This window comes from Shewanella marina JCM 15074, from assembly GCF_000614975.1.
GTDB lineage: Bacteria > Pseudomonadota > Gammaproteobacteria > Enterobacterales > Shewanellaceae > Shewanella > Shewanella marina.
On sequence record NZ_BALM01000032.1, the window covers coordinates 15,815 to 37,560 of the forward strand.

20 protein-coding genes and 1 pseudogene are annotated in these 21,746 nt (G+C 37.2%); 16 read left to right on the forward strand and 5 right to left on the reverse strand.

Going from position 1 to position 21,746, the window contains the following annotated elements; translation table 11 throughout:
• Nucleotides 1–79 precede the first annotated feature (79 nt).
• Nucleotides 80–1,000 carry a manganese-dependent inorganic pyrophosphatase gene (locus JCM15074_RS17620; protein WP_025822928.1) on the forward strand — a complete coding sequence of 307 codons (921 nt, stop codon included), beginning with the start codon at nucleotides 80–82 and terminating at the stop codon, nucleotides 998–1,000.
• A gap of 58 nt (nucleotides 1,001–1,058) precedes the next feature.
• Here JCM15074_RS17620 and JCM15074_RS17625 read toward each other — a convergent pair whose 3' ends face one another.
• Both JCM15074_RS17625 and JCM15074_RS17630 read right to left on the reverse strand, forming a co-directional pair.
• Nucleotides 1,059–2,189 (reverse strand): HlyD family secretion protein, encoded by a 1,131-nt coding sequence (locus JCM15074_RS17625; protein ID WP_025822930.1) that lies wholly within the window; start codon nucleotides 2,187–2,189, stop codon nucleotides 1,059–1,061.
• Entirely contained in the window at nucleotides 2,189–2,575 is a 387-nt protein-coding gene (locus JCM15074_RS17630; protein ID WP_025822932.1) for a DUF3302 domain-containing protein, read from the reverse strand. The genes JCM15074_RS17625 and JCM15074_RS17630 overlap by 1 nt, the downstream gene beginning before the upstream one ends.
• 358 nt (nucleotides 2,576–2,933) lie before the next feature.
• Between JCM15074_RS17630 and umuD the strand changes: the two genes are divergently transcribed.
• Nucleotides 2,934–3,341: a translesion error-prone DNA polymerase V autoproteolytic subunit gene (gene umuD, locus JCM15074_RS17635; protein ID WP_025822934.1), complete on the forward strand. Its 408-nt coding sequence runs from the start codon at nucleotides 2,934–2,936 to the stop codon at nucleotides 3,339–3,341.
• A 3-nt stretch (nucleotides 3,342–3,344) separates the two neighbouring features.
• Nucleotides 3,345–4,607 carry a Y-family DNA polymerase gene (locus JCM15074_RS17640; RefSeq protein WP_025822936.1) on the forward strand — a complete coding sequence of 421 codons (1,263 nt, stop codon included), beginning with the start codon at nucleotides 3,345–3,347 and terminating at the stop codon, nucleotides 4,605–4,607.
• 42 nt (nucleotides 4,608–4,649) lie between these two features.
• Here JCM15074_RS17640 and JCM15074_RS17645 read toward each other — a convergent pair whose 3' ends face one another.
• Nucleotides 4,650–6,209, reverse strand: a complete 1,560-nt coding sequence (locus JCM15074_RS17645) for a peptide MFS transporter (RefSeq protein ID WP_084267060.1) — start codon at nucleotides 6,207–6,209, stop codon at nucleotides 4,650–4,652.
• 536 nt (nucleotides 6,210–6,745) lie between these two features.
• Here JCM15074_RS17645 and JCM15074_RS17650 point away from each other — a divergent pair.
• Both JCM15074_RS17650 and JCM15074_RS22885 read left to right on the forward strand, forming a co-directional pair.
• Nucleotides 6,746–8,236: an EAL domain-containing protein gene (locus JCM15074_RS17650; protein ID WP_159105312.1), complete on the forward strand. Its 1,491-nt coding sequence runs from the start codon at nucleotides 6,746–6,748 to the stop codon at nucleotides 8,234–8,236.
• A 540-nt stretch (nucleotides 8,237–8,776) separates the two neighbouring features.
• A pseudogene (locus JCM15074_RS22885) lies at nucleotides 8,777–10,260 on the forward strand (FAD-dependent oxidoreductase); the annotation flags it as partial.
• Nucleotides 10,261–11,038: 778 nt separating this feature from the next.
• Here the strand turns inward: JCM15074_RS22885 and JCM15074_RS17660 are convergent.
• Nucleotides 11,039–12,430 carry a KAP family P-loop NTPase fold protein gene (locus JCM15074_RS17660; protein ID WP_025822943.1) on the reverse strand — a complete coding sequence of 464 codons (1,392 nt, stop codon included), beginning with the start codon at nucleotides 12,428–12,430 and terminating at the stop codon, nucleotides 11,039–11,041.
• Nucleotides 12,431–12,605: 175 nt separating this feature from the next.
• On the opposite strand from JCM15074_RS17660, the gene JCM15074_RS17665 reads away from it, so the two are divergent.
• On the forward strand, nucleotides 12,606–13,532 hold the full coding sequence (locus tag JCM15074_RS17665; RefSeq protein WP_148300837.1) for a hypothetical protein: 927 nt from the start codon (nucleotides 12,606–12,608) through the stop codon (nucleotides 13,530–13,532).
• Nucleotides 13,533–15,484: 1,952 nt separating this feature from the next.
• On the opposite strand, the gene JCM15074_RS17670 is transcribed toward JCM15074_RS17665, so the two are convergent.
• The gene (locus tag JCM15074_RS17670) at nucleotides 15,485–15,775 is read right to left on the reverse strand and encodes a hypothetical protein (RefSeq protein WP_025822947.1); all 291 of its coding nucleotides are present in this window, start codon (nucleotides 15,773–15,775) and stop codon (nucleotides 15,485–15,487) included.
• A 200-nt stretch (nucleotides 15,776–15,975) separates the two neighbouring features.
• On the opposite strand from JCM15074_RS17670, the gene JCM15074_RS17675 reads away from it, so the two are divergent.
• From JCM15074_RS17675 to JCM15074_RS17720, 10 genes are all read left to right on the forward strand, one after another.
• Nucleotides 15,976–16,356: a hypothetical protein gene (locus tag JCM15074_RS17675; protein ID WP_025822950.1), complete on the forward strand. Its 381-nt coding sequence runs from the start codon at nucleotides 15,976–15,978 to the stop codon at nucleotides 16,354–16,356.
• A 17-nt stretch (nucleotides 16,357–16,373) separates the two neighbouring features.
• Nucleotides 16,374–18,293: a replication endonuclease gene (locus JCM15074_RS17680; RefSeq protein ID WP_025822951.1), complete on the forward strand. Its 1,920-nt coding sequence runs from the start codon at nucleotides 16,374–16,376 to the stop codon at nucleotides 18,291–18,293.
• A gap of 13 nt (nucleotides 18,294–18,306) precedes the next feature.
• Nucleotides 18,307–18,501: a hypothetical protein gene (locus tag JCM15074_RS17685; RefSeq protein ID WP_025822952.1), complete on the forward strand. Its 195-nt coding sequence runs from the start codon at nucleotides 18,307–18,309 to the stop codon at nucleotides 18,499–18,501.
• 3 nt (nucleotides 18,502–18,504) lie between these two features.
• Nucleotides 18,505–18,858 carry a hypothetical protein gene (locus tag JCM15074_RS17690; protein WP_025822954.1) on the forward strand — a complete coding sequence of 118 codons (354 nt, stop codon included), beginning with the start codon at nucleotides 18,505–18,507 and terminating at the stop codon, nucleotides 18,856–18,858.
• A 3-nt stretch (nucleotides 18,859–18,861) separates the two neighbouring features.
• Nucleotides 18,862–19,005: a hypothetical protein gene (locus JCM15074_RS24430; protein WP_159105313.1), complete on the forward strand. Its 144-nt coding sequence runs from the start codon at nucleotides 18,862–18,864 to the stop codon at nucleotides 19,003–19,005.
• Nucleotides 19,006–19,045: 40 nt separating this feature from the next.
• Nucleotides 19,046–19,486: a hypothetical protein gene (locus tag JCM15074_RS17700; RefSeq protein ID WP_025822955.1), complete on the forward strand. Its 441-nt coding sequence runs from the start codon at nucleotides 19,046–19,048 to the stop codon at nucleotides 19,484–19,486.
• Nucleotides 19,467–20,090, forward strand: a complete 624-nt coding sequence (locus JCM15074_RS17705; protein WP_025822956.1) for a P-loop NTPase family protein — start codon at nucleotides 19,467–19,469, stop codon at nucleotides 20,088–20,090. Before JCM15074_RS17700 ends, JCM15074_RS17705 begins: the two co-directional genes overlap by 20 nt.
• Before the next feature lie 199 nt (nucleotides 20,091–20,289).
• Nucleotides 20,290–20,985, forward strand: a complete 696-nt coding sequence (locus JCM15074_RS17710; RefSeq protein WP_025822957.1) for a hypothetical protein — start codon at nucleotides 20,290–20,292, stop codon at nucleotides 20,983–20,985.
• 20 nt (nucleotides 20,986–21,005) lie between these two features.
• The gene (locus JCM15074_RS24435) at nucleotides 21,006–21,182 is read left to right on the forward strand and encodes a hypothetical protein (protein ID WP_159105314.1); all 177 of its coding nucleotides are present in this window, start codon (nucleotides 21,006–21,008) and stop codon (nucleotides 21,180–21,182) included.
• Nucleotides 21,151–21,432 carry a hypothetical protein gene (locus tag JCM15074_RS17720; RefSeq protein ID WP_025822958.1) on the forward strand — a complete coding sequence of 94 codons (282 nt, stop codon included), beginning with the start codon at nucleotides 21,151–21,153 and terminating at the stop codon, nucleotides 21,430–21,432. The genes JCM15074_RS24435 and JCM15074_RS17720 overlap by 32 nt, the downstream gene beginning before the upstream one ends.
• Nucleotides 21,433–21,746: the final 314 nt, after the last annotated feature.

The window sequence follows — 21,746 nt, forward strand, 5'->3', positions numbered from 1 at the left end:
TCGGCGTTAAAATACAATTTTGGGATCCGTTACTGTCATTTTTTAGGTAGAATACGCCGCAAATTAAAGGAGAGTTTTTATGCCTGTATATGTTGTGGGTCACAAGATCCCAGATTCTGATTCTATCTGCGGTGCTATTGCCGTTGCTCATTTAAAAAACCAAATTGGTGAAGCTGCTGTTGCAACTCGCTTAGGTGATATTTCTCCAGAAACGGCTTTCATTTTAGAGCGTTTTGGCGTTGAAGCACCAGAACTGAAGCTTAGCTATGCTGGTGAAGAAGTTTATATTGTTGATCACTCTGAATTAACTCAAGCTCCAGATGATATTGAACAAGCAACGATTGTTGGTATTGTTGATCATCACAAGCTAGGTGACTTAACAACGGCTACGCCATTAGAAGCGTGGATCCGTCCAGTAGGTTGTTCAAATACTATCATTAAGATGATGTATGATTTCTACAATGTAGAAATTCCACCTGCAATTGCTGGCATCATGCTATGTGCGATTTTAAGTGATACGGTTATTTTCAAATCACCAACTTGCACCACTGCAGATCGTCGTTGTGTTGAAGCACTGGCTAAGATCGCTAATGTTGATGATGTTAAAGCACTTGGCATGGAAATGTTCCATGTTAAATCTGCGGTAGCGAATACTTCAGCACGTGAACTTGTTATGCGTGACTTTAAAGATTTCAACATGTCAGGTAACAAGATTGGCGTAGGTCAGCTTGAAGTTGTTGATATTGCTGTATTCGATCAAATTAAAGCAGATTTAGAAGCAGATCTTGCTGCGCTAAAGACTGAAGGCGATCGTCATACTGTTATGCTATTACTGACTGATATCATGCAAGAAGCGTCAGAGTTGCTTGTACTATCTGATGACGATGAGCTGGTGGAACGTGCATTTGGTGTTACACCTACTGAAGGTCGTGCATGGTTAGATGGCGTATTAAGCCGTAAGAAACAAATTATTCCTCATTTAGAAAAAGCATTGTCTTAATCTATAGAGTTAATAAAAACGCCACTTAATGTGGCGTTTTTTATGTCGATGAATAAGTTTAATGGTCTAAATAGAGATAATTTTGCCAACTTTTCATTCGAATAAGCACTTTTCTCATAATAGAGACATGAGTAAATTTATCGGAATATACCGCGACTTCAACGGCCGTTCCCAATGGCAAGTGGTACTCTGTTAAATCATCCGTTATTTTGAGTGTCACAAATACCCGTCCGCTTGTACGTAATGCATCTGTGCCTAACAATGATCCCCTTGCTTGAAATTGGCTTTCTGCTATTGCAGGCAATACATCTATCACTTCACCTTTAAAGACTTTGCCGGGTAGAGCACGAAATAAAAATTCAGCTTCATAGCCTGTTTGCAAACGTTGTAATGAGTTTTGCCTAAATGCGGCGGTATAAATTGTTTGTTCTGTGTGTATAAAGGTCATTACGGGGGCTAATGGTAGTGGTACAGCCATAACACCAGGACGTAAGGCTACCTGAGTTGCTAAGCCATCGGTCGGAGCGCGTACTACGGTTTGTGCTAAGTCGAATTCTGCTTTACGTAATTCAGCTAATAATCTTGCCACACTTGTGTTTTCTCCACCTATTTGTGAATTTAATGACAATTCTGCTTGTTTTACATTGGCTTTAGCTGAATCAAGCGCGGCTTGTGCGGCTTTGAATGTTTGGCGGCGAGTATCTAATTGTTGCTCTGAGAATGCGCCTTTTTCAAATCCACGACTATAACGTGTAAATTCGCGCTGTGCTTTATCTCGTTCTGCAATCGCTTTAATTTCTGCGGCATTGGCGGCTTGTAGTTTTGATTCAAGTCCTAATGCGTCTTGATCGGCCGCCTTAATTTGTGCTTCTAATTTTGAGATTTCCGCTTCATAAGGAATGGGATCAATCCGAAACAGAATATCTCCTTTACTTAGCGGTGTATTAGCTTCAACAGGCACTTCAATCACTTTGCCACGTACCCCAGAGACGATAGGCGTAGAAGCGAATGTTTGATTACCTATTTGAGTGAATGGATGATTGTAGTTCATTAATAAAATGAGGGTGCCAATCAATATCACGCCACCAAGCACTGCGGTGGGTACTGTCCATTTGTTTAATGGAATTTTAAATATTTTGAAGATAGCGATACAGAGTGCGGTGTATGTCAGAATCAGTAATAAATCCATTATTTTTGCTCCTTTTCATGCACGGTCGCCGATGCGGCATTTGCTGGTTCTGCTTGTGCTTTTAATTGAGCAATTTCTTGTTCTAATCGAGAGACTTGATCGATGAGTGTATCAACCCGATGATGGATATCATGTTGCTCTTCTTCAAGCTTTTGGAATCCCCAGCCGCGCTCCTTACGCCACAAGGTGCTCCATATCCACAGAAACGGCCAAATAGCATGTAGTGTAAATAAGCTGACCCAGCCAGCATAGTGAATGGCATCTTGATGAGGGTGTTCGCGTTCTTTTGCTATTTCATACGGAATATCATGGATAACGATAATGCCGTAGAAGATAACTAGCGCAACAAAGATTAATAGAACTAATGCAAAGTAATCTAAAAACATAACAACGTCCTTGTGATAAGTTTCTCAAGGTTAAGGTTACGGTGCTTTGTTTATAAAGTATAGAGATTAAATGATGAATTAAATTAAATGCTTATATGGAGAATCTTGCTTCCTCAAGCAGTTAGCTATAGTGCAGATTAATCAGGTGAGTTTTATGTGCCATTACATCAACAAATACTGTATATATATACAGCTGGTGGATCGTATAAGTCATTTTAGTACCGTTAGGCAGGGCGGATTGGTGAATATATTCCAGTAACCATATGATAAATATAGATTATATTTTTCTCTTAAAATTTAATTACAGCGTAAATATAATGCACTATAATACTGTATAAATAAACAGTATCTATATATTATGAAAGTTATTCCAATTTCTGCCAGTGCAGGTATTTGTGGCTTTGAATCACCGGCGGCTGATTATATTGAGTTGCCATTGAGCTTAGATCAACTCTTGATTGAGCATCCGTGTGCGACATTTATTGGCCGTGCGGCAGGTGATTCAATGCAAGGGGTGGGGATCTTTGATGGTGATATCTTGATTATTGATCGCCATTTACAGGCCAAACATCTTGATATTATTGTCGCTAATTTTAATGGCGAGTTCGTATGTAAAATCCTAGATTTAGAACAACGTCAGTTATGTTCAGCCAACGAACAATATCAAGCTGTGGATATTCACCAGTATGATGATTTCTGTATTGAAGGCGTAGTCAGCCGTTCAATACGTTGCCATCGTCCCAGTTATTTACTACATACAGTCTAAATTATGTTCGCTTTAGTAGATGCAAACTCATTTTATTGTAGTGCCGAACAAGTGTATCGACCGCAGTGGCGTAAAAAGCCTGTTATCGTTTTAAGTAATAACGATGGCTGTATTGTGTCGGCCAACCGATTGGCAATTCAAGCCGGTATTAAAAAGTTTGTGCCTTATTTTCAAATGAAAGAGCTGTGCCGTCAAAAGGGTGTGATTGTCTGTTCTTCAAATTATGAGCTGTACGCAGATTTATCGGCCAAAATGATGCAACTTATTGGTCAGTTTGCGAGTCAGCAAAGAGTATATTCAATTGACGAAAGCTTTTTACATTTTGCAGATGGGGATAGCCGGTTAAGCCTCAGCCATATTCAGCAACGGATGTTATTACTGCGCCGAACGATTTGGAAAGAGTTACGCTTGCCAGTGAGTGTCGGCGTTGCAAATACGCTAACATTGGCAAAAGCGGCTAACCATATAGCGAAACAAAGCATAGATTATCAAGGTGTCTGCTGCTTAGGCCTTGATAATGATCCCATCACATTATTAAGCCACATGGATGTCGGCAGTGTATGGGGAATTGGCCGTAAAACGGCGGCTAAATTAAAACAGATAAAAATATTTACTGCCTTGCAACTTGCACAATTCCCCCCTAAAGAAGCACGTAAACGTTTCAGCATTGATGTTGAGCGAACCATAAGGGAATTAAATGGAGAACGATGCATCGAGTGGCAACAAGTGCGGGCGCCTAAACAACAAATATGTTCTAGCCGTAGTATGGGCGAACGAATTACTGACTTTCATTCGTTACAACAAGCATTATGTAAACATGCCGGCATTGCGGCGGCAAAAGCGCGGGCAGATGGCTTAAATTGTGCAGTAGTAATGGCTTTTGCCAGTAACTCGCCACATGATATTAGACCGCAGCGTTATCGTATGCAGCATCAGTTTGTGGTGCCAACCAATGATACAGCCATTATTACCAAAGCCGTTTATGATGGTTGTAAGCAATTATATAAACCAGGTGTAGGTTATTACAAACTAGGGATCGGATTATTGGGTTTAGAGCCAGTGTTACATCAACAGTTTGATCTGTTTGCGAAAGACAAAAGTAACTCTAAATTAATGGGAGCTTATGATGCCATTAACCATAAGTATGGTACTGATACGGTATTTATGGCTGCGCAAGGGATTAACCCAAAGTGGGGCATGCGTCGTGACTTTTTAACGCCTAAGTACACCACCAAATGGCAAGATATACCTAAAATACGCTGTTAAAAAAAGGGCGCTTAATTGAGCGCCCTTATCATAATTATTGGGTTAAGCCATGGCTGTTTCAGCGTGTTGAGGATCTTTTTTGCCTTTAATCAAACCACGTAAAGTAGGTAAAATTAATGCCAAGATAATACCAACAGCAATTGATGCAATGCCTAATTCGCTAAAGATAGATGAATACCCTGCATTGGTTGTCATCGCTGCACCATCTTGTGGCATCAGTTCAGAGAAATAAGCTGCAATAATAGAAGCAACACCCGTTACCATCATCCAGCTACCCATCATTAGACCTTGATAATGGCGAGGTGCAAGTTTACCAACCATTGCATAACCGATTGGTGAGATAAGCAGCTCGCCAATGCTTTGCAATACGTAGCTACCAATTATCCAATTGATATTAACCATACCGTTAGCGCCGCTGAAGTGAATACCAGCAGGCAGTAATAGGAAACCAAGACCGATAAAGATAAGCGATACAGTAAACTGTAGTGGAATATCAATGTTAAAGCCTTTATTACGTAGACGAGTGAATAAGTGGCTCATTAATGGACCGCCAAATACAATCACTATGGTATTAATGTTTTGGATCCACTGTGGTGCGATATCAAAACTGCCCACATGTAAATTGACGTTACGGTCAATAAATAGCTGTAATCCCATTGGGGCAAGTGAATAAAGTGACCAAAATACCAATGAACCCACAGATAAAATAAGGTACGCCTTCATTTTACGCTGTTCGTTTTTATGTTTGTGGATCCAAGTAAATACGATAAGTAATAACACCACAGCTGCAGCAATCGCTAGCATGATTTGGCTAGCAAGACTGGTCAATGTGAGTAAGAACTTAATGAGTGGGACTAACGCGATAATGATCGCGAAACCTAAAGCAAGGCGAGTAATATATTGTGAACGAGTCGCTTTAAGTAAAGGAGTCGTTAGGTCCTTTAAATAACGCCAGTTAATTAAAATTGCAATAATCGCAATTAAATTACCAAGTGACGCATATAGAAATAATTGGTGGTAGTTACCGGTAGTTTGAAAGTAACCTGCGACAGTGAAACCGATAAAGAAACCTAAATTCATACCAGAGTAATTCCAGATGAACGCCGATTCACGTTTAGGATCATCAGGTGAGAATCGTTGGGTAAGCATCATATTAATGCAAGTCACATTCAGGCCGCTACCGGTTAAGAACATGGCTAAGCCCCAATACAGACCAGTTGTTGCATAGGTCGCAATAGCATAACAGCCGAAGATCTGTAAAATCATACCCACTAGGAATAAAGCACGGTTACTTAATAACCTGCCACCTAAAACACCGCCAAAAAGATGTAAACCATAGTTAAATGCACCAAATACGCCCATTATCGCTGTTGCTTGAGCATCGGTAAAACCCAATGCTTTAGTTGCATACAAAACTAACGTCGAATAAAGAACTGCAAAACCTAATGTCGAGAATGTTTGAATTATTGTGAGCGCCAATGTGCCTTTAGCAACATGGCTTGGTGGTGCAATAGTAGTGGATTCAACAGCGTTCAATGTGGGATTACCTAAATTAAAATGATAAATGACTTCCAAATGCTGATTGCTGAACTGTAACAGCATGTAACAGATGCATGAATTTGCATTTTGCATAGAAAGCGAAAACAAAATACTGCGCTAGATCACATTTTTTTGCTCTTGTTTAGTAAATTTTGTTGCAGCATATGCTTATTTAGGTCTTGAATGGGGTGGTATGTAGCTGGTTGGGGTGTAATTGATTTATTAAGTGATAAATAAAATAAATTACGTCTGAATATATCTAAATTGCATTCGCAACTACGCCTATATATGAATGAAATAGGATTAACGATGCAAACGACAGGTGTCACCAAGTAAATAGTTAAATTGAACAAATCTTTTTATATAAGCGACTAAGCTTATGCGTTATCAGGTATCAGTTGAAATATAAGATTTTTTTGTTAAATGTAATTGAATGTAAACTCCATGAGGTATAGATGTAAAGTGACCCTATGCTTACTATATGACGGCTTTACATTCAAATTAGATGTAGGATAATGGCCGATTAAATTTTTAGGTAGCATTCTTATGGTAATGGTGTTAGGAACAGGGCTCATATGATTCAAGCTATGGTTAGTAAAATGCAACACCATAAAATGTGGACTGCGGTAATTGCATTACTTATCAGTGTTATTATTTCGATTGTATGGGCATTTCTGTCATTAGAATTACAAATTGCATTTAATAATAGTAAAGCTGTAAATGAGTTAAACAGTAAACTTAATGAAATAAAAACCAAAACTATTTCAATATCAAGAATGAGTGATGATTCTGTCTATATCGAGGATGCATTTACTCAGTTTGTGTTAGCCTCAAGAACCATTCAAGAAATTGCATATATTTCAAATAAACAATATATCTATACAGACAGAAGTCAAAAAATCAATATTCCAATTAAAGAGAATTTAAAGCAATATTTAGAGCAATATCCCAATGGTTTTTTAATTCGCACCAACACTAGTCTTAACGATGTCGTCACCATCTCTTATGTCTTTCCTGCTGGAAATGGTTTTTTTCAATTATTTTTGAATAAAAATTACCTATCACAATGGCTTGGTACCTATATTGTAATGGGTTCATTGAAGAGTGAGTTACTTAACCAAGCAGAGGTGAGGCTCATCAGTACTAAGAGTGAACAGCTTATTCATGAAGAGAGAGAATATTCACCCGATGGTATATTTTCGATTCAAAGCGGATACGATTGGGCTATCTATTTTAATTTTGTTATTTATCGATTCTCGATTGTTGTTGTGTTAATGCTATTTGTGGCATCAGTTTTCTCATTTGCTTATATGTTAGCGTATAAATATCACTTGTCCTTTGAAAGTGATGTGCTTAGAGGATTGAAAAATAACGAAATTATCCCATATTATCAAGCGATTGTGTCTAACAAAACTAAACAACGCGTTGGCGCAGAGTTACTGTGTCGGTGGTATTACCGCCGCCAAAAAATAATGGACCCAAGTACATTCATCAATAAATTAGAAAATAATGGTCAAATTAAAGAGGTCACATTACATCTGTTAAGACAGTTAGCCAAAGATAAACCCCATTTAGCGGACGGTAATGACAGTTTTTATGTCTCAGTTAATGTCACTATTGATATGCTAACCGATGAAGCATACTTAGATGAAATTAAGACCCTTATCAGCTCAAACAAAAGCTTGCAGACAGGATTAGTATTCGAACTGACAGAGCGACAAGCTGTATCAGATAAGATCAATCAAATTGTTAAATCAATGGCAAGTTTGAGAAAATATGGTATTCGCTGGGCACTAGATGATTTTGGAACGGGTTACGCGGGACTTTCAACGTTGAAAACCCTGAACTTCGATATCATAAAAATAGACAAGACATTTGTAGAGTCGTCAGTAACCGATTCAGTGACTCATTCAATACTATTCAAAATGGTTGAATTAGCACATGATTTGCAATGCACCATGGTAGCCGAAGGGGTAGAGAACGAAATTCAAGCCAAAAAAGTGACCGATTTAGGGGTTGAATATACCCAAGGTTATCTTTACGCCAAACCTGTTGCTAAAGATCAGTTTTGCCGTTTGTATGACAAATAACAGCATCAGTAATTGTTACATTACAATGTAATGTATAAACCTATTGCGCTAAGCCAGCCTTTATATCGCATATACCAAGCAGTTTCAGGTCATTTGGGTGTCGGTATAAAATGATTAGCGCATTTTACAGTATGATAATAATATCGGTTTGTTGAATCTGCAGGATATTTAAATACAGAATGTAAATGTCAAACGCTAAATTAGTTATTATATTTTAAACACTTTATAATAAATTATATTTAGCACATCATAAATTAGATAAGCGTTAGTAATAAACATAACTTCAATTTATGTATTGATCAAATTAAGCATGATATACTCATAAAATATATAAATGTTAAGTTTGAATGTAATATAACAATATATTAACTTTTATTTGTTTTGATAATTGATTAATTAAAAGTCTAATGAGTTACATTCAATTTATCGACAACTACTTAATATAAACCGCAACCGATAAGCATTTTCATCATCTAAATGCCAAACTTAACGCATTGTAGGCATGGCTTATCATAGGGTTTATAACAATAGAGGCTTTTAATGGTAAATATCATTATAGATGGTAAGTCGTTTTTGGTTGATCCTTGTCAAACACTCCTTAGCGCCGCGGCAACATGTGGTATCGAAATCCCTTCATTATGTAGCATTGATAGCTTTTATAATGGTTGTGGATTATGCCAAGTTGAGATCGCAGGCAAGGGCATTGTTAAAGCTTGTAAAACTTATCCGACAGAAGGCATGGCAGTCGTCACCATTTCGAACCGTTTAACCAGTATTAGAAAGCACCAGCTAGAAATGTTGTTGTCTCAATCGAGCATTAATTGTAGTGTGCCACCATGCCAAGCCGCTTGTCCTGCTAATGTCGATATTCAATCCTACCTCTATTTTATCGCCAACAATGAATTGACCAAGGCGATAGAAGTGATCAAAAAGACATTACCAATGCCACTTTCAATTGGTCGTGTTTGTCCCGCATTTTGTGAAGCTAAATGTCAACGCAAGTTAGTTGATGAACCATTGGCTATTCGACACCTAAAGCGATACGCCGCCGATTTAGATCTAAAAGCGTTAAATCATTACACGCCAACTAAAAAAACAAGCAAAGGCAAAAGCATTGCCATTGTGGGCGCTGGCCCTGGCGGTTTAAGCTGCGGCTATTATCTTTCAAATGAAGGTTATGACGTCACAGTATTTGAAGCAATGCCAAAAGCCGGTGGTTGGTTACGATATGGCATTCCAGAATACCGTTTGCCTAAAGATGTTCTCGATCAAGAAATTGAGATCATGTGCCGTAACGGAATGCAAATTAATACCAATCAAACCCTAGGTCGAGACTTCACCTTAACCGCACTAAGCGAGCAATATGACTCAGTCTGCCTTGCTATTGGCGCATCACAAGCCAGCGAAATGGAATATTTAGGCAGTGATTTAGCCGGCTGTTATCTTGGCGTTGATTATTTGAAAGATCAGGCAATGGACAACCAGTATGCGATTGGCAAAAAAGTCGCAGTAATTGGTGGCGGCAATACCGCTATCGATTGCGCCCGCAGCGCACTGCGAAGTGGTGCAGATACCAGCTTAATCTATCGTCGTACCCGAGATGAAATGCCAGCCGAAACCTACGAAATTGAAGAAGCAGAAAAAGAGGGCGTTAAGTTCTATTTTCTGACTAATCCAGTAGAAAACATCGCCGATGCGCAAGGTCGAGTTTGCCAAGTTAAACTCGAAAAAATGGCATTAGGTGCGCCCGATGCATCAGCCGTTGCGCGCCAAAGGCGACTGGCGAATATATTATTGAAGCATTCGATACCGTGATTGCGGCAGTATCACAAAAAACCGATACCCGTTTTTTAGAAAACGAAGATATTGAGCTTTCATTCAGCCGCTGGAATACCATCAATGTCGATGATGCGACCATGCATTCGGGTGTGCATAACATTTTTGCTATTGGCGATTTCCGCCGCGGCCCTGCAACTGCGATTGAAGCTATTGCCGATGGCCGTGTTGCCGCACAAGCTATCGATACCTATTTTGGTGGTGATATGGAAAAAATCTATACTCAATCATTCCGTTCGCGCAATGTTGAACGTGGCCACCTGATCCGTGCGCAGCATGCAGATAAATTGCGCTCTACAATTTACTCATTAATGCCAACCAGTAAGCCAGAGCAAGTTGAGCAATATTTAAATCAAGCACTGGGTAAAATCTTTCGCGCTAAAATGCCAGAGTTGAGTATTGCAGCTCGAGACTTAAACTTTAATGAAGTCGAAACCGGGCTGAGTCAGCAAGCCGCAATCGATGAAGCGAAGCGTTGTCTCAGCTGTGGCTGTGATGAGGGCAATGATTGTAAGCTGCGTCATTATGCCACCGACTATCATGTTGATCGCAATATGATACGAACCAATAAGACGCCAGAGCCAGCTTAGATAAAAGGGCTGAGTCTTAATTTAAAGACAACTGCACGAGAACATAAGGCCTATCACATGATAGGTCTTTTTTTTACGGTGGTTATAGTGGTGCATTAGATCTAGGTCTAGATTTAGACAGAATAGAGGTAAGGGGGCTTGTACCAATCTTTGCCTAACCCAGCGGCCGAGTACAGGCATTAAATCAAGAGCTGATAAAACCACAGTCGTAAATGCGCTCTTAGTGCGTTGCGGCCGCATGAATCGCGCTAATGACCGCAAATACATGGCGCAAGAGCTTGATATTTATGTGAGTCAGATAAGCAAGTTTAAGTCATTGGATTATGTTGAAAAAGATACAATTTCTCAATCTATCAAATTCGGTCGAATATAGCTTTTATACTTCATATAAAGAAAGTATATTTATTGCTTCTGAACAATACTTAGAGTAAGTAGTGCCTGAACGATAATTAATTGGGCCACTAAAATAGTAATGTATACTATCATTATATTCTTTGTAATTTTCATTATCTACTGAAAGCGTAAATGATTGTACTGGTGTTAATGATGAAAGATTTAGCCAGTAGCAAATGTATCTACATAATCTTTCATCGTTTAATTTCTCATAATATTCATCATATTTATTTTCATCATTAGTGTAGCTTATATCCATAGTTACACCTAGAATTTTAGAAATAGCATTAATATCTATATCATTCATTGATATTTTTTTTGCTTCTGAGTGATATAGTGAAAATATTATAATCCCCAACATTGAAAGAATATTTCTTCCTCGTGTATATTCATTAGTACTTATAAAGTTATTAGGGTTTAATAATATATATATTCCTAATGATCTAACTATTTTCTCAATATCTCTTAATGATAAGTTATTTACGGTTATTATTTGCCTTAGCATTTTAATTATTTCATTATCTCTTAGAGCAATACATTCTGAGAACTCATTTTTGTATATTAAACTCCTATAGTATTCTAGAGATGCATTAATTTTACTTCTATTCGATGTGTTAATTGTTTTAGGCAATGAAATTGAATACTTTATGAATTTATCTAAATATCTTTGAGTTCCTATAGGGTTTCCATAGAATTTAGCTATTGAATGTTTAAGTTGTTCTGTATTAGTAATGAATACAAACTTTACACCTTTAACATCAAACGTATGCTTAATAACTTCAAGCATATTTATAGCAAAGTCAGGCCTACATCGATCTAACTCATCAATAAATAAAATTAATGGTTTTTCTTCTCCAATTCTTTCAAGTGCTGTTTGTAAACCTTTAAGACTTTTTTCAGCTTCAATATGGTCATTTAGAAGGCTTTCCACTGATGAGTCAATTATTTTATCAGTTACTTTTGATATATCTTTATCAAAATCATTAGCTACATCCATATAATCTTGTCTGAGGATATGAGCTACAGCTGCTTTACCTAATGTTTTAATTCCAAAGCGTGCGGCTGGAATAGCTTTACGTATAAAACTATCTTTTTCATCGTTTGGTATAAGATTTATAACTTCTGCTAGTATGGTAAGTAATGGCTCATTAGTATGATCAGCTTTAAAAGCATCTATGTAAATCACACCGTACCGATCATTGTTTCTAATTAACTTTATTAGCTTATGACAGAATTCTGTTTTGCCAGTTCCCCAATCTCCATCAATTATCATTGGAGAAATATCTATATTAGATTCTAATATGAAGCATATTTTTTGGCCAAGTGGCGCTCTGTTAAACTCATCTCTATATGAAAACTCTAAATCTTTAGTCATATCCTTAAATACTTCCGATTATTTTTATTTATCATAAAGATGAATAATTACCTATGCTTTTAAATATTTATTTGACATTGTTCACGTTATTGTAAATGTTTGTTTTTTTATTCTTATTTTTTGAAGTAACTTATCAATTTTTAACAATAATAATCAAATGAATAATGATTTTTTAATGTCTGTTAGATCATGTCTATACGAAAGAGTTTCTAGTCCATTATTTGGAACTTTTGTTATGTCGTGGTGCTTTTTTAACCATAAGCTTATTTTGCTTGTATTATCCTCAGAAAAATATAGTGATAAGATAAAAATAATGAACTCTGAATTGTACCCATCGGAGTCAATATATTGTTTATTTTTATTTGTATTGCCCTTTATGGCTGCATGTGTTTTTATTTACTTGTATCCTATCGCAGCTAACTTTGCCTATGCTTATTCTGAGAAAAAGAACGCTGAATTAAGAAATATCAAATTAAAATATGATGATACCGTTCCTTTAAGTCTTGAAGCATCAATCAAATTAAAGAGGTTATGCTTTGACAATGAGGCAATGTTACAAGAAAAAATTGATGATTTAAATAATAAGCTTGAACAAACTAAAATAGCAGTTAATGAAAAAGCTAATGAAGTCAATAAACTTGAGGTTTTTGTTGTTGAGTTAGAAAATAAGATACTTAGTCTTAATGATAGAAATGAACAAAATATAAAATCATTGAAGTTGAAGAATGAAGGTTTACATCAAGAGTTAGATATAATTAAATCTGAACGAGATGATATGAAAATAAGCTATGATAGATTGAGAGATATTGTAGATAATAGATTTTCTCAAGTGAAAATTAAAAATAATCCTGATGAAGTTTATACAAATAACGAAAAAGTTATTTTGAATAATGTAGTAAATCTAGATAGTTTAACTGATGATGATATATTTAAATTGATAGGGGCGAAAAATAAAACGCAAATCATTAAAGGAAAAAAAATAATAGAGGATTTATTAGAAAAAAAATTAATTAGTAGGAATTTTGACGGCAGTGGTTACTATTATGTAGCTACACCGAAAGGTGAAAGTGCCTATTTAGAACTAAATGATAGTATAAATTAAAATTAAAGTACCCGTTAACGGGTACGCTTTTTTTTAGCGCTAAATCCCCGTATATCTATAGCCCACTTTTTATAACGGAGTAGAGCAGGTCACGCTGTGAGGCGTTATCGTTTAACTACATTGAGAGGTGTTAACTGTCCAAGGGGAAAATCATGCTTAAAAATATTGGATTATTGTGGTAATAGCTGCACTTACAACTTAAATTGATTAAGAGTCGCATCTAACCATGTTTGTGAAGTTAGCCGTTATATCGGTTAATAAGGGTGGGGAACATGGCACGTTCATTTGTAAAACTTCCATTATGTTCTGATGTCTGCACAGATCATGAGGGGAGATAATATGTATTATTTCATTGCAAATAATAGGGCATCAATCAGGTTCTAATGACCAACATATGCCATCTTAGACGAATAGCCAAAACGAATAGGGGATTGATAGCATTATTCAAACGACAGTAGTTAAAAGAAACAGGTTATAGCTCAGGGTTGTAGGGGATCACAGTTTTATTGAAATGGATATTTGAGTGAGTGGTAGATAAATTCTGCATAAACAGAATAACCAAATCAATAGGGCATTGATGTCAGTCATTATCTAAGTCTGTAATAATCAGTATCAGCATAACTTAAACACAGGGGTTAACGTTAGGCCATGATAATTTACAGTTAGACATAATGACCGTTAGTGAATTAAGTAATTGATATTAACTAACTACTGCTTTTTAAAGGGCATTAATATAATTCACTAAATTAAGCTTACAAATAAATGTCCATGCTAAAAATAGCAATAAATCATCAGCTTAAGCATACAATAAAACTTACATATCAAATGCCGATAACGTCAATTATCGGCATTTGCTCAAAGCAGGTGTATTATCCATCTCTAAATACCAATCAGTACAGATTATTGATGTGAAAAATTTAATCTAACAATCAGTCATATCAAATATGCTGATGTTCGCAAAGTCATCCAAGCAAAGTTAATAACAATTCATATCACCGTAACGCCATTTCAATAGCTATATTAGCGTTATCAGTTTGAATTCATGGCAAATCATGCATATTTTTGCTGTAATTATCTAAATCATTGCTAGTAAAAACCACTAAATTAACGCGATAAGATGCAGTTCAGTTCAGTATCTTGTGATTGAGTTCGCATTGAATAATCACTGTGGTTATCACTATGGTGCTAATTAAAAGTCATCAATCTCAGTGAGAACCTAAATCTGTACAACGTGATGATTTCGAGCATGGGCATTTACGGCATTAAATTTCTAACTTATTGCTTTTTAATATAAAATAGTCATTTTGAAATCCGCTTCAGATTAAAATCTGCAGTAGATAGGCCCATGAATAATCTCAGATTTCAATCTCGTGCGCCAAACTCAGGCACTTATAAATGTCTCTATATCTCTATAATAGTGGCTTTGGGCTTTGATGTTTAAGCCGGTTTGAACTGCGAGTATTCAGAATATCTCTAGTCATTAGTAAACCATAAGCTCCAAATCAAAACATTCGTTAGATTGGCACTTGGTCATTGTGAACATCGCTATAGCCAAAGTTTAATGGATTCAAGTTCCAATGAGCTTTCATCACAATTCAATCTGCTGCGAGTTAACGAGAAAAGTCAGCAATAATGGAGCAACAGATCCATTTAAACCAAATCAGAAATATCATAAGTACAACTAGCGCCAATTGCATACAAAACAATAGAGATTCACACGCTAACTATTAAGATAATTCCTTGATAATGAAGCTGACCAACTCAGTAATCATTGGCATTGATGACATCAGCATTCAATCAACTGACAGAAATCACTACTGCTATACACAATATATAAAGATGCGCACAATGTATAAATTGTACATTATGTAGCTTAAAAATATTTCTTAAATATCAATCGTTTACCTGAAATTTTAAATCGAACAAAATTCATAACTACATGATTAATAAGGTTATTCTAGTAACTGTGGATCGCAAGTATGTAATATATCGAGAATGTTCTGTAATTTATCCCGCGCAACTAGGTCTGTTTCCCTCCAAATTGCTGAATGTAAATACAAAACTCCAAAATGAATATCTAATACTTCGGCAAAAACCTTTAAAACCTCAGTGCTAGGAAAAGAACGATTACAACGCCAATGTGATACCCCAGTCTGTGAAAATCCAAATTGTTTCATCACTTTGTAATCAGTATCTATGCTGTATGCGGCTTTCACGAGGTCAAGTAAATCAGAGGGTTGCATTTTTTACCTAAATTTTCGAGTTGTGAATAAAACATAGCTTCGCCTGTAATCCGTTTCAAGTACAGCCCAAGCTCTATTGTAATTTAGTTTTCCTAAATGTAGTTTCTTAATCGTCCTTGTGAGGGGGCAACAAATTATGCGCAAATATTTGTTGCTCCCACATTCACAGGACATGGAATAAAACATAAGGACTGCGAAAAATGAGCAATATATCAATACCTAACACAACTATTGAATTACCTTACTATTGGCAAAATGCCGATGTAATTGCTAAACCTCATTGCCCTAAATTACAAGAAAGAGGCAAAAATCTATTTAAACCACTACGCCAAAAGCACCAATTACGCAGTAAAATAACAGCAGATATTAGCGAACAAATCAACCTTATGATTGACGGTATTACCAGCAATAATGCCCGTATGAATCACGAGTTTTCAAAGCAACAAATTCAATTCTATTTAGACCTATCAAAACAACATGCCGAGCGCGGTGATATTAAAACCAGTCAGGCAATGTTTTCGGCCATGAGCTTATATCTTAAAGCGGCTGCAATCTGCGCTGATTACCTAGACAAACACTAATTTAATTAGGTGATCACATGAATATCAATCAAGTTGATACGGTTGGTTGTGAGCAAAGCACAGCCCACAATGCTGTAATTGCAGCATATAACGTGATTAATGGGCGAGTTAACAGCACTAAATACCGTAAAGCCAATCATAAAATATTTGCTGATGCGGTAGCTTGGCTACCTGAACATTTAAAACGTCATATTGCCAATGAGTTTTGTCGCCGTGTATTAGTCTCTAAAAGCGATATGCCATTAGTTCACGCAAGACGTTATCTAAAGCAGCAAACCGAGCAGTTAGCGCGGATTTGGCAAAAGTACCCGTTTAAACAGTTACCAGATAGCCTAAGCGTAATCCGTTACCGTAAATCTAAATCATTGATAGAGGCCGCAAATAAAGCGGCCAATGATGCCTTATTACAAGTTCAACAAAGTGATGATCTGTTTAGCGCCTATACCGCTGCCGAGTGGGTGTGTAAAACATGGATGATTAAAGCCCCATATCAAAACGAAGTTAAAAAACAGCAATTACAACATGCCGCCGAATGGGCGATTTTACGCATGATTTGTCCTGAATGGTGGTTACGCAAATTATCAGGCTTGCGTGATATGTGTGTTGAGCATATGGCAATATCTGCTGGGCTTGTAGGTAAACACTCGCCCTATGTAAGTCAAAACAGTCATAACGAATGGCTAACACAGCAAAAGAGCGCCTATGAGTGGTTAGAAAGCACTTATATTGAATCAGACAATGGTGATGTTTTACCGTTGATAGAGGCGGCAATGGCTGGCACTGCAAATCCTAATAACAAGTTTGTTGAACTCGTTGTTAGGGCTAGAGGCTTGCAGGAATTAGCAGAAGATAACGGCCAAGTTGGGCTGTTTATTACCATGACCGCCCCAAGTAAATTTCACGGTAACTCAGCCAAATGGCAAGAGAATAATCCAAAGCAAGCACAAGCATATTTAGTTAAGCAGTGGTCAAAAATACGAGCCAAGTTCAAGCGTGATGATATTGAAGTAACAGGCGTTCGAGTCGTTGAACCACACAAAGACGGTACGCCGCATTGGCACATGGTGTTATTTGCTTTTCCTCAGCAAGTGGGCGCAGTAAAAACAATCTTAACTAAATACGCTTTTGAAGTAGACGGCACAGAAAACGGCGCTAAAAAATACCGCTTAGATGTTAAGCCGCTAGACCCGCAAAAAGGTAGTGCCGTTGGTTATATCATCAAATACATCTCAAAAAATATTAACGGCCAATTCATCAAAGATGGTGGCGATTATGAAGCGGAAACCGATGCAGAAACAGGCGCAAAAATGGCTGCATCATGGGCTTCACGCTGGAAGTTAAGACAATTTCAATTCTTTGGTTGTTCATCAGTCACGCTATGGCGTGAAGTGCGCCGAGTAAAGGGCGCAATTGATCATGATGCAATTGCTCAAGCCCGTGAAGCGGCTGATCGTTCTTGCTGGGCAGATTTTGAAAAAACACTCAGGGTTAACCCGTTAAATTTAAGCTATGACGAAACCGAATGCGGTAATCAATACGGTGAAACCGTTCGCCGTGTTGCAGGCATTCAGGCGAATGAACATATCGCATTGACCCGTGAGCAGGCTTGGACAATTAAAAGCATGGATAAAGAGCAGGCAGAAACTTACAAGCAAGTCAGCAAACAGCGTGCTTTGTTTAAAAAACTTAATGCCGAGTTACCCGCAGAACAGCACAAAGCTCTACCAGATTGGAGCTTTTTAAAAAGCAGCGATAGCGGCGCTACTTGGACTTGTGGGAATAACTGTACTCAGGCAGTTAAACAACAACTGCGACAAATAGGAATTACCACAAACGAGGCGATTAGCCTCATTCTTTCAGGCTCAGTAGTATCGGACGGTGACGGTACTTACTGGCAAATTAAAGACGGGCAGTTAATGCAAGTCAAATATCAATAAGGAAGCTCAATAAATGGAATTAACCCAAATCAAACAACAATATCAATCATTGTCTCAATTGGTTGAAGTCATTGAAAAACGCCCGTTGTTTACTTGTGCCAATGAAGCAAAGCAAGCATTAACCCAGTCACACCAGTTAACGGGCTTACTCATTAAACAGTTAGAACAACTAAACCAAAATATTGCATCACTAAAGCAGGGAGGCTAAACGGTGGCAAGAAATCCAAAGAATCCAGATATTGGCGAAATTGTATGCCCGTTCACCAACGAAGTGGCACCAGTGCGCCGCGACCGTAACGGCAAATTATATTATTCGGGTAGTGCGGGCATGATTAAACCTAACAATCCAATGGGGCAAGAATGGATGCTTAATAATGCCAACATTTGGCCGCATGGACGTAAACCCGCTAATGATGACAATGTACCCGTTACAGATGAAAACACATCACCAGCAGCAAAACAGCCCGCAAAATTGGTCAATGTACCCGTTAACGGGAACAGTAGCCAAAAACCGCCACAATCAGCAGAATCTAAGCCTGATTTGTTTAAATGGTTAGTAGGATAATTTATGCCAGTAAATATTAGTCGAGCAGCAGCCGCACTTGGGCGGCTAGGAGGCAAAGCCACAGCAAAAAAGCGTAAAGCCAAAGCTAAACGCGCTAAAAACTTAAAACGTAAAGGCCGCCAAGCAACACAAAAAAGCCTGTTTTAACCGTTAACGAATAACACGCCGTGAGGCGTTAGGACTCATAATGTCAGATAGTATTGATCAACTCGCAGATTTACCCGTTGATGATTTAACGGGTACAGAGCAAAGTCATTTTGATGAATTTGCCCAAATTGAACAACAAGCCAATGAACTCGAACCTAGCCAAATTCCAAATTTAGCCGAAAACACACCAGCCGAGCCAACCGTAAGCGGGGCAGAATTAATTGCCCCTGTTATTGGTTTGGCTTGCAGTGTGCTAGCTCCCAATTGGCAGATTAAGCCAGAAGAACAACAAGCATTAGCGGAGAGTTACGGCGCAATTGCCGATAAGTATTTCCCTAATGGTGTTAGCGCCTTTGGTGTTGAATTAAATGCGTTATTGATTACAGCCGCCATTTTAACGCCGCGTTTAGGCCAACCACGCCATGAACCTAAAGAGCAAGACAACCAAGAGGATGAAAGCCATGCCGAAACCTCGAATTGATACCAGCCGTAAAGCTGATTTAAGGCTCGTTTGTGGCGGTACTGGGTCAGGTAAATCAAGTTATGTGAAAGCTGAAATTAAACGGCTTAAACCTAAACGCTTGTTAATTTGGGATCCTGTTGATGAATACGGTGAACTTGCCAATATTCGTATTACCAGCAAACGTGAGTTAGCCGATTTATTGAAACGTTACCCACATGGCGGGCTAAAAGTGCGCTTTGTGGCTGATGATAAACAATCATTTGAATTTTGGGCGGCTTGCGCCTTTGCTTGGTGTAATGCTTGTTTAGTGGCCGAAGAATTAGCCGATGTCACCACCGCAGGCAAAGCGCCGCCGCATTGGGGACAAGTAATCCGTAGAGGGCGGGCAAGGGGGCTTGCGCCCATCTTTGCCTTAACCCAGCGCCCAAGTGAATCAGATAAAACCACAGTCGGAAATGCTACCTTAGTGCGTTGTGGCCGCATGAATCGCGCCAATGATCGTAAATATATGGCTCAAGAGCTTGATATTGATGTGATAGAAGTAAATAAACTAAAACCTTTAATGTTTATTATGAAAAACGCATATACTAATGTAATTCAGAGAGGAACAATGGAAATATAGTGATAAACCTCACTATATTGTGAATAAAAAATATATATAGGCACTTGTGTAATATATGATTAGTTTTGTGTTTGTAATGTAATGCTTTTTGTAAATTAATTTTATTATATCTCTAATGGCAAGCACAAAACATATCCAACATACTTAAATTAGGCAGCTATTTTGGATTGGTTTTTTATTTCTAAGAGTGTTATTTAAAATGAAACAGTTTTTTATTGATTTTTTCAAAGGTCAACAGGAGAAGTTTAAAACTCCATTTTTTAGTTCTTTATTAATAGCTATCGTTATTTGTTATTGCGATGTGATTTATTATATTCTTTTTGAAGATGAGAAAGCGTCATTAAAAATAATAAGTGCAAAGGCAATGGTTGATGATAAAAATATATATTTCCCATTCTTCCTATCTGCTGTCTTTTTAATTATTCCAATTTTTGTTAACTATTTATACCAAATACTATTAGATAAATTTATTTATAAATGCAAAGAGAATAAGGCTAATTTGGAGTTGAATATAAGTGATGCTCAATATAAATTAAAGTTGAATAATGCTAAAGAAAAATATGCAGATGAAAAAGTAAAAATTGAACATGCAGAAAAGATTGAATCTATAAAACTATCGTTAAAGACTAAAGGAATAAGAATAAATGAGTTAGAGTCCAACGTGGTGGATAGGGAGTTGATTATTAGTCAAAAAGATGAGCTTATTACGGCAATTACATCAACTCTAGATAACGCAAAAAAACAGCTTGAACATACTGAAGTCCAACTTGATGAAACTCAAAAGAAACTTATTGAAATAAGAAAAAAACTTGATTTATCTATAATTGAAGGGAAAAGATTTTCTGATATGAATGCTACTCTAAGGAGAAAAATATTGAACTTTCAGATAGAATAGCTGCTTTTGAAAGAGTAAATTTGGGATTTAATGACTATCGTAAAGATAGTGCTTCTAAATTTAGATTGTTAAGTGATGAAGAAAAAGAATCGTATGGTAGCACTGAAGATATATTAAGTTATATTAATGAAATTGATGCTGAAGGTAAATCAGTCAATATAAAAGATGGTAATAAAAGAAAAGTACAATGTAAATGAAAATGGCAAGAGAATAATTAAAAGACACTGGGGTGAAGGTGAGTTAATAACTTCAGGTAAAGATAATGAATTAAATGCTGATATTGATGATAACGAATGTATATATTTAAGTAAGGATGGGCGTTACATAATTAGTGATAAAAAAAATGATGGTAGTTTGCATGCTGCAACTGGAGATAATTATAAAAAAAGCCTTGTTGCTGATTTAAGGAAAAGTAGCAAAATACCTGTAAAGAATGATAATGAGTAACATATTAAATTTTTATATACATTGCTTATGTTATATTTCACTCAAAACAATTAAAGCTTAAATACTTTAACTATAAGCGTACCCGTTAACGGGTACGCTTTTTTTTCGCGATAAATCCCCGTATATCTATACCCCTTAGACACAGGTCACGCCGCGAGGCGCTACCGTTTAACTACGCCGAGAGGCGTTAACTGTCCCAAGGGGAAAACCATGCTTAAAAAATATCTACCTATTGTGGCAATCGCCGCACTTACCGTATACGCATCAAACCGTGTTTCAGCCGTTCGCCGTTTAATCGGTTAATAAGGAGCTAG